Source organism: Pseudomonas sp. Z5-35, from assembly GCF_051131945.1.
Taxonomy (GTDB): domain Bacteria; phylum Pseudomonadota; class Gammaproteobacteria; order Pseudomonadales; family Pseudomonadaceae; genus Aquipseudomonas; species Aquipseudomonas marvdashtae.
Genome location: NZ_CP071640.1, coordinates 5,296,446 through 5,309,747, shown reverse-complemented (window position 1 = coordinate 5,309,747; position 13,302 = coordinate 5,296,446). Strand labels below are relative to the sequence as shown.

General features: G+C 60.5%; 13 protein-coding genes. 2 read left to right on the top strand and 11 right to left on the bottom strand.

The features are described from left to right. The 3 genes from J3P95_RS24225 to J3P95_RS24215 form a co-directional block, all read right to left on the bottom strand. The gene (locus J3P95_RS24225; protein ID WP_434559346.1) at window positions 1-933 is read right to left on the bottom strand and encodes an SdiA-regulated domain-containing protein; all 933 of its coding nucleotides are present in this window, start codon (window positions 931-933) and stop codon (window positions 1-3) included. 150 nt (window positions 934-1,083) lie between these two features. After that, entirely contained in the window at window positions 1,084-1,749 is a 666-nt protein-coding gene (locus tag J3P95_RS24220) for a fumarylacetoacetate hydrolase family protein (protein ID WP_434579447.1), read from the bottom strand. 43 nt (window positions 1,750-1,792) lie between these two features. After that, window positions 1,793-3,187 (bottom strand): FAD-binding oxidoreductase, encoded by a 1,395-nt coding sequence (locus J3P95_RS24215; protein ID WP_434579448.1) that lies wholly within the window; start codon window positions 3,185-3,187, stop codon window positions 1,793-1,795. A gap of 204 nt (window positions 3,188-3,391) precedes the next feature. Here J3P95_RS24215 and serA point away from each other — a divergent pair, with 204 nt between their 5' ends. Further along, window positions 3,392-4,621, top strand: a complete 1,230-nt coding sequence (gene serA, locus J3P95_RS24210) for a phosphoglycerate dehydrogenase (RefSeq protein WP_434559342.1) — start codon at window positions 3,392-3,394, stop codon at window positions 4,619-4,621. Between the two features lie 84 nt (window positions 4,622-4,705). Here serA and J3P95_RS24205 read toward each other — a convergent pair whose 3' ends face one another. Then, a complete protein-coding gene (locus tag J3P95_RS24205) occupies window positions 4,706-5,131 on the bottom strand; it encodes a DUF4399 domain-containing protein (RefSeq protein WP_434559340.1) in 426 nt (141 codons plus the stop codon). A gap of 133 nt (window positions 5,132-5,264) precedes the next feature. Here J3P95_RS24205 and J3P95_RS24200 point away from each other — a divergent pair, with 133 nt between their 5' ends. Beyond that, window positions 5,265-5,831, top strand: a complete 567-nt coding sequence (locus tag J3P95_RS24200; RefSeq protein ID WP_434559338.1) for a transporter substrate-binding domain-containing protein — start codon at window positions 5,265-5,267, stop codon at window positions 5,829-5,831. A 75-nt stretch (window positions 5,832-5,906) separates the two neighbouring features. Here J3P95_RS24200 and J3P95_RS24195 read toward each other — a convergent pair whose 3' ends face one another. From J3P95_RS24195 to J3P95_RS24165, 7 genes are all read right to left on the bottom strand, one after another. After that, entirely contained in the window at window positions 5,907-6,533 is a 627-nt protein-coding gene (locus J3P95_RS24195) for a class I SAM-dependent methyltransferase (protein ID WP_434559336.1), read from the bottom strand. A 99-nt stretch (window positions 6,534-6,632) separates the two neighbouring features. Continuing rightward, complete coding sequence (locus tag J3P95_RS24190; protein ID WP_434579449.1) at window positions 6,633-7,277, bottom strand: methionine ABC transporter permease; 645 nt, start codon at window positions 7,275-7,277, stop codon at window positions 6,633-6,635. Beyond that, a complete protein-coding gene (locus J3P95_RS24185) occupies window positions 7,267-8,391 on the bottom strand; it encodes a methionine ABC transporter ATP-binding protein (RefSeq protein WP_434579450.1) in 1,125 nt (374 codons plus the stop codon). Before J3P95_RS24185 ends, J3P95_RS24190 begins: the two co-directional genes overlap by 11 nt. Before the next feature lie 2 nt (window positions 8,392-8,393). Next, window positions 8,394-9,203 (bottom strand): MetQ/NlpA family ABC transporter substrate-binding protein, encoded by an 810-nt coding sequence (locus J3P95_RS24180; protein ID WP_434579451.1) that lies wholly within the window; start codon window positions 9,201-9,203, stop codon window positions 8,394-8,396. Between the two features lie 21 nt (window positions 9,204-9,224). Next, the gene (locus tag J3P95_RS24175; protein ID WP_434559328.1) at window positions 9,225-10,586 is read right to left on the bottom strand and encodes an LLM class flavin-dependent oxidoreductase; all 1,362 of its coding nucleotides are present in this window, start codon (window positions 10,584-10,586) and stop codon (window positions 9,225-9,227) included. Next, complete coding sequence (locus J3P95_RS24170) at window positions 10,586-11,779, bottom strand: SfnB family sulfur acquisition oxidoreductase (RefSeq protein WP_434559326.1); 1,194 nt, start codon at window positions 11,777-11,779, stop codon at window positions 10,586-10,588. Before J3P95_RS24170 ends, J3P95_RS24175 begins: the two co-directional genes overlap by 1 nt. A 23-nt stretch (window positions 11,780-11,802) precedes the next feature. After that, the gene (locus tag J3P95_RS24165; protein WP_434559324.1) at window positions 11,803-13,044 is read right to left on the bottom strand and encodes an SfnB family sulfur acquisition oxidoreductase; all 1,242 of its coding nucleotides are present in this window, start codon (window positions 13,042-13,044) and stop codon (window positions 11,803-11,805) included. Between the last annotated feature and the right edge of the window lie 258 nt (window positions 13,045-13,302).

The following is a 13,302-nucleotide window of genomic DNA, read 5'->3' as shown; positions in this document are numbered from 1 at the left end:
TCAGCGTGATTTCTCAAACCGATAGAACAGGTTCGGTTCGCTCACCATATAAAGATTGCCGTCCTCATCAAGGGCGACGCCTTCTGCACGGGGGATGGTGTCCTTCAGCCCGTTGAAGCCACCGAGCAGCGTCATGAAGCTGATCTGTTCGCCCTGTTGATCGAGTTCCAGCAACAAATGAGAGTCGGCTGACAGCAATGCGGTATGGCCCGTGCGAGGATCGACCGCCAGGGCGGAGAGATTGCGCAGGTCCAGTTCATTGCTGGCATGGATCTGTTTGTCGCCCTTGAGCAATGGGCTGCCGTCGCTTTTCCAGGTGAATAAAGCAGGCGGACGTTCTTCGCCCAGCACCAATTGTCGATTGCGGGGATCCCACGCGATGCCTTCAAATCCTTTGTTCTGATTTTTTGACGAACCCAGATCGTAATTAGGGAGGGCGTTGAAGTTCAATTCGCGGGTATTGGCATCCACCTGAACGATCGACAGGCTGTGCTTTCGCTCGTCGATGATGGCGAGCAGTCCATTCTCCATGTAGCTCACCCCTTCTGGGTTGGCCCAGCCCACCAAGGGGATTTTTCGCAGCACGTCTCCTTGCAGGGTCAGCTCCACCAGAGACGGATGTTTGCCCATGACCGTAAACAAGGTCTTGGTTTGTGGGTTATAGGTCAGGTCGGATGCTTCATCTTCCTCCATCCCAAGAAGCGCCTTGGCATCGATGACAGCGCGATACTCAGGGAGCCAAATACTGTCCTGGCGCAGGTCTTGGCTCTTGAAGCGTTCCGATACCCAAAGCAAGCCTCGGTCATCCCAGTGCATTGCGAATGCCAAGGTGTAAGGGGCAATTGTCGCCAGCAACAGCCAGGCATACCGAGGCAATTTGAGGCGCGCGGGACGAGTGATCGAGGGGGCGGGCAGGGCTTGGGTGTCAGCCATCAGGAATGCATTCCAGAAATTCGGCGAGGGATTGGCAGGCTCAGATGCCGCAATCCCGAGAATTATCCGGATGGCATGTGAAAAAATGGTTAACGCGGTGGCTTTGCTATCTGCGGGAGGCTCGCTCCCGCCAGATACAAGGTGTTGCCGTTAGCGAACGCTGCTCTCGAAGCGGCTCGCGCCTGGCAGCTCCAGCACCAGCTCATCGCCCACGTTCAGTGGTCCGACGCCCGCCGGAGTACCGGTGAGGATAACGTCGCCGGCCTGCAGCGAGAAGCAGCCGGCCATGTACTGGATCATCGGCACGATAGGGTTGAGCATCAGGCTGCTGTTGCCGTCCTGGCGCACTTCGCCATTGATGACCAGGCGAACGGGAATGTCGGTCAGGTCGGCGAAGGTGTCCTTCGATACGAACGGGGCGATCACTGCCGCGCCGTCGAAAGACTTGGCGACTTCCCAGGGCAGCCCCTTGTCCTTGAGCTCGGCTTGCTTGTCCCGCAGGGTCAGGTCCAGGGCCGGAGCGAAGCCGGAGATTGCGTCCAGCACTTCTTCGGCGCTGGGCCGGGTGGACAGAGGCTTGCCGATCAGCACGGCGATTTCCGCCTCGTAGTGCACCGAACCGCGATCGGTGGGAATGCTGAAACCGCCTTCCAGCGGCACCACGCAACTGCCTGGCTTGATGAACAGCAACGGCTCGGTGGGTACCGGGTTATCCAGTTCCTTTGCATGCTCGGCATAGTTGCGGCCAATGCACACCACTTTCCCGATCGGGAAATGAATACGCGTACCGTCGACATACTGGTGCTGATAGCTCATAACCGACTCCTGCCTTTGGATTTTCATCAGGTGTTTATAAGGGTCAAACCGCGAAGATCTTGCCCGGGTTCATGATTCCGTTGGGGTCGAAGACTGCCTTTACCGCTTTCATGTATTCGATCTCCACCGGCGAGCGACTGTAGGTCAGGTAGTCACGCTTGGTCATGCCCACGCCATGCTCGGCGGAAATCGAGCCGTTGTACTTCTCCACGGTTTCGAAGACCCATTTGTTCACGGTTGCGCACTTGGCGAAGAACTCATCCTTGCTCAGGTTTTCCGGCTTGAGGATGTTCAAGTGCAAGTTGCCGTCGCCGATGTGGCCAAACCAGACGATTTCGAAATCCGGGTAGTGTTCGCCGACGATTGCATCGATTTCCCGCAAGAATGCCGGAACCTTCGAGACGGTTACCGAGATGTCGTTCTTGTAAGGCGTCCAGTGGGAAATGGTTTCGGAGATGTACTCGCGCAGTTTCCACAGGTTCTGCAGTTGGGTTTCGCTCTGGCTCATCACGCCGTCCAGCACCCACCCTTGTTCGACGCAGTGCTCGAAGGTTTCCAGCGCATGGTTGGCGACCTCTTCGGTGGTGGCCTCGAATTCCAGCAGGGCGTAGAACGGGCAATCGGTTTCGAACGGCGCGGGCACGTCGCCGCGACCGAGGACCTTGGCCAGGGCCTTGTCGGAGAAAAATTCGAATGCGGTCAGGTCGAGCTTGCCCTGGAAGGCATGCAGCACGGGCATGATCGAGTCGAAGTCCGGCGTGCCGAGCACCATGGCAGTGAGGTTTTTCGGCGCCCGGTCCAGGCGCATGGTGGCTTCGACCACGAAGCCCAGCGTGCCCTCGGCGCCAATGAACAACTGCCGCAAGTCGTAGCCGGTCGCGTTCTTGATCAGGTCCTTGTTCAGCTCCAGCACGTCGCCCTTGCCGGTGACGACCTTCATGCCCGCCACCCAATTGCGCGTCATGCCGTAGCGAATGACCTTGATCCCGCCGGCATTGGTACCGATATTGCCGCCAATCTGGCTTGAACCCGCCGAGGCGAAGTCCACCGGGTAGTACAGGCCGTGTTCCTCGGCCTTGTTCTGCAATTGTTTGGTTACCACGCCCGGCTGGCACACGGCGGTGCGGTCGGTCAGGTTGACGTCGAGAATCTGGTTCATGTAGTCGAATGACACCACGACTTCGCCATTCGCCGCCACGGCGGCAGCGGAAAGCCCGGTGCGCCCGCCCGATGGCACCAGGGCGATTTTGTGCGCGTTGGCCCAGCTCACGATGGCCTGGACTTGTTCGGTGGTCTTGGGGAAAACGATAGCTGTCGGTGCGGGTGCGTAATGCTTGGTCCAATCCTTGCCGTAGGCATTCAGTGAGTCGGCGTCGGTCAAGACCTTGCCAGGCTCAACCAGGGTCTTCAGCTCATCTATCACGGCAGGATTGGTCATCGACAGAACTCTCGAACAATTCATGGTCATCCTGAGAACGCTTCACGTCGCAGGAATGGGTGTTTGCGGGGGGCATATGCTAGCATACCGACCCCGCAACGTAGTGCCCAACGGCTGTTCTGCGGCGACGGCTGTCATGCCGGTCGGGCCAGCCTATGCTGCCCGATTCCCTGCCATTTTTCTCCGGGACACAGGTTTACGCAGATGAGCAAGACTTCTCTCGATAAGAGCAAGATCAAGTTCCTTCTTCTCGAAGGCGTCCACCAATCGGCTGTCGACGTCCTCAAGTCGGCGGGCTACACCAGCATCGAGTACATCACCAGTTCTCTGCCGGAAGCCCTGCTCAAGGAAAAGATTGCCGATGCTCACTTCATCGGCATTCGCTCCCGTACCCAATTGACCGAAGAGATCTTCGACCACGCCAAGAAACTGGTCGCGGTCGGCTGCTTCTGCATCGGCACCAACCAGGTCGACCTCAACGCAGCCCGTGAGCGCGGTATCGCGGTATTCAACGCGCCATACTCCAATACCCGTTCCGTTGCCGAGCTGGTGCTGGCCGAAGCGATCCTGCTGCTGCGCGGCATCCCTGAGAAAAACGCTTCCTGCCACCGTGGCGGCTGGATCAAGAGCGCGGCCAACTCCTTCGAAATCCGTGGCAAGAAGCTGGGCATCGTCGGCTATGGCTCGATCGGCACGCAACTGTCCGTCTTGGCTGAAGGCTTGGGCATGCAGGTGTTCTTCTACGACACCGTGACCAAGCTGCCGCTGGGCAACGCCACCCAGGTGAATAACCTGCACGAGTTGCTGGGCATGTCCGACATCGTCACCCTGCACGTGCCGGAAACCGCTGCCACCCAGTGGATGATCGGCGAGAAGGAAATCCGTGCCATCAAGAAAGGCGGGATCCTGATCAACGCCGCACGCGGCACCGTGGTCAAGCTCGACGCCCTCGCCGAAGCGATCAAGGACAAGCACCTGATCGGCGCTGCCATCGACGTATTCCCGGTGGAGCCGCGCTCCAACGACGACATCTTCGAAAGCCCGCTGCGTGGCCTGGACAACGTGATCCTGACTCCGCACATCGGCGGTTCCACCGCTGAAGCCCAAGCCAACATCGGTTTGGAAGTGGCGGAAAAACTGGTCAAGTACAGCGACAACGGTACCTCGGTATCGTCGGTGAACTTCCCGGAAGTGGCCCTGCCGGCTCACCCTGGCAAGCACCGCCTGTTGCACATCCACGAGAACATTCCGGGTGTGATGAGCGAGATCAACAAGGTCTTCGCCGAAAACGGCATCAATATTTCCGGTCAGTTCCTGCAGACCAACGAGAAAGTCGGCTACGTCGTGATCGATGTCGATGCCGAATACTCAGACCTGGCGCAAGAGAAGCTGCAGCACATCAACGGCACCATTCGTTGCCGCGTGCTGTTCTAGGAAGTTGACTGCAAGTCGAGGTTTGGCTTGCGAAAAAAAAACGGGAGCCCCGAAAAGGGCTCCCGTTTTTTTTGCCGGGTATCGTTACTTCACGTTCACGGTGATCTTTTCGGAGACAATCGACGGGTCGAACGGCATGTGGCCGCTGTCGCCCAGGATCAATTGCAAGGTGTGCTTGCCTGGAGCCAGTTTGATAGTGGCTTCGGTCTGCGCCTTGCCGAAATGCATGTGGTGGGCGTCGGTCGGAATCGGTGCGCCTTCCTCTGGCAGGTCTTTGACATCGATCAGCAAATGGTGATGACCGGTGTTTTTCGTCACATCGCCCGCCGGGGCCAGGGCGATGTTCTTGACGCCGAACTTGACCTTGAATTCCTGGCTGACGGTGGCGCCGTCTTCCGGGGAAACGATGAACACTTCTGCACCTTTGGGCGCCGGCGTCGCGGCGCTTGCCAGCATCGAAGCGCCCAACAACAGACCGGCCAACGCGGCACGAGACATAAAGCTTTTCATTTTTTTCTCCAGTTTTTCCATGAAATCCGTTCGGTCATGACAACTTCATGACCAATCGTTGTCGAAGCCTGCAACAACCATAGCAAAGCGAGCCTGAAACGAGCGTCGCTTGTATAAATACAAAGGAGTGATCATGCGTTTTCTGCCTGGCCTGATCTGCCTGCTACCCCTGTTGAGCCCTCTGGCCCATGCGGAACTGATCGACGACATCAACGACCGTGGCGAATTGCGGATCGCCCTCGAGGCCAACATGGCTCCTTTCAACTTCAAGGAGGACGGCAAGCTCACCGGTTTCGAAGTGGAACTGGGCGAAATGCTTGCCAGTGAGCTCGATGTACGGCCCGATTTTGTCGTTACCGATGCCGCGGATCTGCTGGCCGGTGTGGAAAGCGGCAAGTACGACGTCGCCATCAACCACATAGCAATGACCCCGGAACTGGCGGAACGTTTCGACACCAGCGCGACTTACGGCCAACCGGATGCACAGTTGCTGGCCAGCAAGGATGAGCCGCAACGTCCGCTGGTCCTGGTCCAGTCATTCCAGCCGGAGGAAAAGCAGGGCCCGCCGCCCAGCCTGGTGATTCCGTTCCAGAAGGGCAACCCGGCGTTCAAGGCCAGCCTGGACAATGCCCTGAGTCGCATCAAGGATGACGGGCGGCTGGAGCAGTTGTCGCAGAAGTGGTTGGTCAAGCCGGACTGACAGGCGCTTAAAAAATCGGATTCAGGCTCCCTCGCCACGGGGGCCAGCATCCACCCGGACCAGACCGGTTAGCCTTTAAACTTTACGCCACACACTCGCCAGCCAAGGCTGCTGCTCTCGCGGCAGCCCCGCCGGTCGGTAGTAATGCTCCAGCTCGACGAACCCCGCCTCGGTGAGCAACGCCCGCCAGGCGTCGAGATCGTGATACGCACCGAATCGCTGGCCGTTCCAGCCTTCCTGGTTTTTACCCCGCGGATTTGAGCTGAACAACACGCCGCCGGGCTTGAGCGTGGCGTGCAATTGTCTGAGCACCCGAGGCAGTTCCTGGACGGGAACATGGAACAGCACCGCGTTGGCGAAAATCCCGTCAAAGCGTTCGGCTGGCAGGTCGAGTTGCAAAAAGTCCTGGCGCCACACGTCACAGCCGCTGTCCTGGCGCGCCATCCGGGCGAATTCTTCTGAGCCGTCGAGGCCGACCGCAACATGACCCATGGCGGTGAACGTGCGCAAATCCCGTCCCGGACCGCAGCCGAAGTCCAGGATATGAAATGGCGCCTGGCCTTGGATGTGCCGCAGCAAGGCGTCGATGTTCTGGCTGACATCGTGGTCGCGTGTGCCTTCGCGAAACTCTTCTGCCACTTCGTTGTAGTGACCCAGGGTCGTGGCGGTGATGGTGCGCAGGTCGTCGGGTGTGTGTTTCATGGTCACGGCTTGGGTGGGGAGCGTTGGTCGACTATACCGCAAGCAGGCTTGCGGCTTAATCGCCACCGGCAAGCAGGCTCGCTCCCGTGATGCCGCGTTTCAGCGCTTGTTCAGGCTTCGCGCCAAGCGGTCGCCACCCAACTGGATCACCGCCACCAGCGCCACCAACAACACGATCACCGTGAGCATCACCTGGCTGTCGAAACGCTGGTAGCCGTAACGGTAGGCAATATCGCCCAGCCCACCGGCGCCGATTGCCCCGGCCATCGCGGATGAGTTGATCATGGTCACTAACGTGATGGTAAAACCGCCAACGATGCCCGGCAGCGCTTCGGGCAGCAGCACGTGCCAGACGATGTGCCAGCGCCGGCAGCCCATGGCCTGCGCGGCTTCGATCAGGCCATGGTCGACCTCCCGTAGACTGACTTCGGCGATCCTGGCGAAGAACGGCGTGGCGGCGATGGTCAGTGGCACCACCGCGGCCCACACGCCGTAAGTCGTGCCGACGATCAACCGGGTGAACGGAATCAGTGCCACCATCAGGATCAGGAAAGGTATCGAGCGAAACAGGTTCACGAACGCGCCCAGGGCTCTGTTCACGACGGGCGCTTCATAGATTCCGCCCTTGCCACTGGTGACCAGGATTACCGCCAACGGAATGCCCGCCAGCAAAGCGATCAACGACGACACGCCGACCATCAGGAACGTGTCGATAAAACCCTGCAATAACCGATCAAACCACATAACCCAGCACCTCCACGTGTTGCGCCCAAGCGCCTGCCCGTTGGCGCAGTTCTTCCGCGCCCCATGAGGAGCCGCTCACCGCCAGCAATAATTGCCCGAGCCCATGGCCCTGGATCCGTTCGATGCCGCCATGCAGCAGCCGCACCCGTCCGCCGAGGGCATTGAACAGCGCAGCGAGGTCCGGTTCATCACGGCTTGTCCCGGTGAATTGCAGGCGCAGCACCGTGGCGGCAGCCGCCGACGGCGGTCGTGGCTGCAAGCGGTTCTGCAATTCCTCAGGCAACGCGTGCTGCAGCGGCGCCAGCAGCGTCCGGCTGACGTCGTGCTGCGGGTTGCCAAAGACTTCCCAGACCGGCCCTTGCTCGACTATTCGCCCCTGTTCGAGCACCACCACCCGGTCGCAGACTTCCCGGATCACCGCCATTTCATGGGTGATCAGAACAATCGTCAGGCCCAGCCGCTGGTTGATCTGGCGCAGCAAACCGAGGATCGACTGAGTCGTCTCCGGATCCAGCGCCGAAGTGGCCTCGTCACACAGAAGAATCTCTGGATCGTGGACCAGCGCCCGGGCTATCCCGACCCGCTGCTTCTGCCCGCCCGAGAGCTGCGCCGGATAAGCCCCGTGCTTGCCCTGCAATCCCACCAGTTCGAGCAGCTCGCGGACTTTTTGTTGCCGTTGTCCCTTGGGCACGCCGGCCACTTTCAGCGGCAGCTCCACGTTCTGCCACACCGTCTTGGCCGACATCAGGTTGAAGTGCTGGAAGATCATGCCGATGCGTCGGCGCAGCGCCACCAGGCGATCCTCATCGAACTCGCCGATGTCCACCTGATCGATTAGCACGCGCCCGCTGGTGGGTTGTTCGAGCCGGTTGATGGTGCGGATCAACGATGATTTGCCAGCGCCGCTGCGGCCGATGATCCCGAACACCTCGCCGTGTTGGATCGCCAGGTCGATGCCCAGCAGCGCATTGACCGGCCCCTGGGCACCCGTGTAAGTCTTGCCCAGGCCGATGAAACGCACATGGGCGCGATTGAGCTGCGGGTGCAGTTCGGTGCGCTCGGCTGTCCGTGGCGTGGGTGCCTGCTGTTTGAGCAGTGTGTTGACGGCGTTCATGATCAGCTTTCCCAACCGGCTTGATAGAGCTTGCCGTGGGCCTTGTCCAAGGCTGCGCGCACGGCGGGGGAGTGCTGGTAGATGTCGACGAACTTGATCAGCCGAGGATCGCTTTTGCTCTTGGGCTGGATCACGAACTGGATCACATATTCCTTGTGGTCGAGACCGTCGAACAGCAGGGCGGACGTGGCGTCGAAGGTGTTCGCCAACCGGATGTAGGCCGGATAGCCCTGCACCAGATCGGCATCTTCATAGGCGCGCACCAGTTGCACGGCCTCGACTTGCAGGATCTTGAGCTTCTTCGGGTTGGCGATGATGTCGTCTTCGGTGGCCTTGTAGCCCACGCCCGGCTTGAGCTGTATCAGCCCGGCCTTGGCCAGCAGTTGCAAGCCGCGACCGCTGTTGATCGGGTCGTTGGCAATGGCAACGCTCGCCCCCTCGGGCAGCTCGTCGAAGCTTTTGTAACGTTTCGAATAGAGCCCTACGTTGTTGATGATCCCCGGCGCGAACGGCACCAGATCGAATCCGGCGGCGGCCTTGGCGTTTTCCAGGAAAGGGATGTGCTGGAAGTAATTCACGTCAATGTCGCCGGAAGCGAGGCTGACGTTGGGTGCGATCCAGTCGCTGAACTCCACCAGTTCTACCTTCAGGCCTTGTTTGCCCGCCTCTTCGACAGCGGCCTCCAGCGGAATGGCGAAGGCGGCGGTGGTGCCAATTTTCAACGGAGCATCAGCCGCAAAGAGAGCTGAACTGAACAGGCCGAGGGCCAGGGCCAGTGCTTTGACTGGCAGGGTCAGGAGGTGCTTGGTCATGTCGGTTGTTCCAGTCATTGATTAAGAGTGCCGGTAGGTGGAGCCGGTATGTTGTTCGGGCAATCGGGCGCCTCCCTGAAAGAGCTTTGCGCGCAACGTACCGTCGTCGTATTCGGTCTTGTACGAGCCGCGTCGCTGTAGCTCGGGAATCACCAAGTCGATGAAGTCCACATAGCTCTCGGGCGTGACGATGCGGGTCAGGTTGAAGCCGTCGAGGCCGGTCTCGGCAATCCACGATTCCAGCTCGTCGGCCACCTGCGCGGGCGAACCGACCACGGTGATGTAGCGGCCGCCCAAGGCGTGTTGCTCCAGGAGCTTGCGTCGGGTCCAGTCGTTGTTCTGCAGCGTCTTGGTGGCGGACTCGATGGCATTGCTCTTGACGTACTGGATCGGTTCGTCCAACGCGTACTCGGAAAAATCGATGCCCGTCGACGCGCTAAAGTGCGCGACGCCGGCCTCGGCGCTGGCATAGCTCATGTACTCGGCATGCTTGGCCCAGGCGGCGGTTTCGGTTTGCCCGGCAATCACGTTCAGGCCCATGAACACCTTGATGTCCTCGGGATGTCGCCCAGCCGCGACGGCACTGGCGCGGACCTTGTCGACTTGGGCCTTGGTCGCGGCTTTGTTCTGGCCGCTGATGAACACACACTCGGCATGGCCCCCGGCGAACCGCAAGCCGCGCTCGGAACTGCCGGCCTGGAACAGCACCGGTGTGCGTTGCGGAGACGGTTCGCAGAGGTGATAGCCCTCGACCTGGTAGAACTCACCCCGGTGGCTGACCTTGTGCACTTTCTCCGGCTGGGCGTAGATCCGTTGCCGGCGATCATTGATCACCGCGTCGTCTTCCCAGCTGCCTTCCCACAATTTGTAAAGCACCTGCAGGTATTCGTCGGCCTGGTCGTAGCGACGGTCGTGCTCGACCTGGGTGGTAAGCCCCATGGCCTTGGCGGCGCTGTCCAGGTAACCGGTGACGATGTTCCAGCCAACCCGGCCGTGCGTCAGGTGATCCAGCGTGCTCATGCGTCGGGCGAACAGATAGGGCGGTTCATACGTGAGGTTCGCGGTGAGGCCGAAGCCCAGGTTCTTTGTAACCGCCGCCATCGCCGAGACCAGCAGCAACGGGTCGTTGACCGGCAACTGGATCGACTCTTTGAGTGTGACATCCACCGATTGCTGGTAGACGTCGTAGACCCCGACGATGTCGGCGATGAACAGCCCGTCGAACAATCCGCGCTCGAGCAACTGCGCGAGCCCGGTCCAGTATTCAATCGTATTGAATTGGGTAGACGTGTCCTGGGGATGGGTCCACAGGCCGTGATTAATGTGCCCGATGCAGTTCATATTGAACGCGTTGAGCAGGATCTTCTTTTTGCCGTGGGCCATCAGATGGTCCCTCGCAGCGGCGGGTTTTCATCGTTGAGGTAGAAATTGCCGACCGCGTGGTATTTCCAGCGCACCGGGTCGTGCAGGGTGTGCACCCGAGCGTTGCGCCAGTGGCGATCCAGGCCGTGTTCGGCGAGGGTCGCCTGGCTGCCTGCCAGCTCGAACAGCGTGCTGCCGGCGGACAGCGAGATTTCAGTACTGATGGCCCGGGCTTCGGCGACGGCGATCGAGGCTGCCGCGACCGTTTCGGCGTTCGTATCGGCCTGGGCCAGGTCGAGAAATTCACCGGCGCGTTCCAGCAGGGCTTCGGCGGCATGCAGGCGAATGCTCAGTTGGCCGAAGCTCTTGAGGGTGTGCGGGTCCTGGGTGGCGACGTCGCTGGTGGCGTCGATCCACGGGCGGGTTTTGTTGCGGACAAAATGCAGGGCGTCTTCATAGGCGGCGCGGGCAATGCCGGTGTCGATGGCCGCATGGAGGATCTGCGCCAGCGGGCCAACCGGAGTAGGGCGTTCGAAGGCGCTCTGGAACGGCACGACGTCTTCGGCGGCGACCTGTACATCTTCAAACACCACCGAGCCGCTGCCCGTGGTGCGCTGGCCGAAACCGCTCCAGTCGTCGATCACGGTCAGGCCCTTGCTGTTGCGCGGGACGAATGCCAACTGCTGCACGCCGTGCTCATCCACCACCGAGGTAGGAATGCGCTGGGCATAGATCGCCCCGGTGGCGTAGAACTTGCGACCATTGATCCGGTAGCCCTCACCGTCGCGACGCAATTGCGTGGTGCGGTCGTGGGCGGTCTTGGTGCCGAGCTCCGCCAACGCATTGCCAAAACGTTGGCCGGCCAGGACGTCGGCGTACAGGCGTTGTTTTTGCGCTTCGCTGCCGTTTACCCGCAACACTTCCAGCGCGTAGAAATGGTTTTGCGGGATCTGCCCAAGCGAGCCGTCAGCCTGGGCGATCAGGGCAATGACCTTGGCCAGCGTGACGTTGGATACGCCCGCACCGCCGTGGGCCTTGGGCACGCTGATGCCCCACAGGCCGGAGCGGGAGAAAGCCTCCAATTCCGGGTATGGCAGGCGACGTTCGCGGTCGCGCAGGGCGCTGTCGCGCTTGAAGTCATCGGCCAGGTCGCTGGCCACGATCAGGGCTTGTTCATCGCTGGTGATTACCGCGACGTGTTGGGAAAGCGTCATGTGCTGCTCCAGAGGTCGGGTCGTCAGATCCAGGAATGTCGGGCCGGCAAGGTGCCGTTCAGGCGATAGTCGCCGACTGCGTGATACTTCCAGCGCACCGGGTCGTGCAGGGTGTGGACCCGCGCGTTGCGCCAGTGGCGATCGAGATTGAATTCAGCGAGGGTGGCGCGGCTGCCGGCCAGCTCGAAGAGTTTTTCGCTGGCTTGCAGGGCGACCTCAGTCGCCAGCACCTTGGCTTCGGCCACGGCTATCGACGCGTGGGCTGCGGACTGAGCGGTAATCGGCATCGCGTTGACTTGGTCCAGTACTCGCCCGGCCTTGCGCAGCAACGCTTGGGCGGCGTGCAGTTCGATCTTCAACCGGCCGACGTCGGCGATGACATAAAGATCATCGCTGGCGCGCTCGACCTTGGCGTCGATCCACGGCCGGGCGCGTTCGCGAACGAAGGCGATCGCATCGTCAATGGCGCCGCGGGCGATACCTACGTCGATAGCGGCCTGGATCAGTTGGGAGAACGCGCCTTGTACATTCGGTGTGTCGTTGATGCGCCAGTTATCCAGTACCAGTTCGGCATCGACCCGCACATTGTTCAGCAGCACGGTGCCGCTGGCCGTGGTCCGCTGGCCGAAGCCCGACCAGTCATCGACTATCCGCAGACCCGGCGTGCCGCGCCGAACGAACGCCAATACCTGGCGACCCTCGTCGTCCAATGCCTTGACCGCCACCCAATGAGCGAACAGCGCGCCGGTGGAATAGAACTTCTGCCCATTGATGACAAAACCGTCACCGTCGCTGGTGATCCGCGCCTTGAGTTCCAGGGTGTTGCGAGTGCCACGCTCCGGCCCTGCGTTGCCGATGCGCCAGCCTTGGAGCACGCTCTGGAGGAGAACTTTTTTCTGCCGTTCGGTGCCTGTGGCGAGAATTAGCTGAAGCACGCCGAACTGGTTCTGGGGAATTTGACCGAGGGCCGGGTCAGCCGCGGAAATGATCGCGAACACCTCGGCGACGGTGACGGCCGAAACTTGCGGGCCGCCATATTCGCGAGGAACGGCAATGCTGCCGAGCCCGCTGCGGGTGAACTGTTCGATTTCTGACCAGGGAAGTTTACGCTGCTGGTCGCGACGCGCGGCCTGCTGCCGGGCGAGCTGCGCCAGTTCATGGGCAGCCTTGATTGCTTCGGCGTCGGTGCGCAGGACCTGTGCCGGCAATAACAGGGGAGCGATGTCTTGGTCGCTCTGGACCTTTGCTTGCGCCAGATCGGACATCACAGCCACTCCGTGGCTGCATTCAGTGCCTTGGCGCCCCGCACCGGGGTGATTGTGTTCCGTACCATACCCACCTCACATCTCAAGAAAACACCGCGATGAATGCGGTGGACGAAAATCAAGAATGTCCGGTGGTCCGGTGCATATACCCTAAACGCGTATAAAGGGTTTTTGAACTAACTTTTAAGAATATCCATAGGTGGGTTTTAAATCGAAGGCATACGCTCCTTGGGCGAAGCGGTTTTTGTGGCGAGGAAG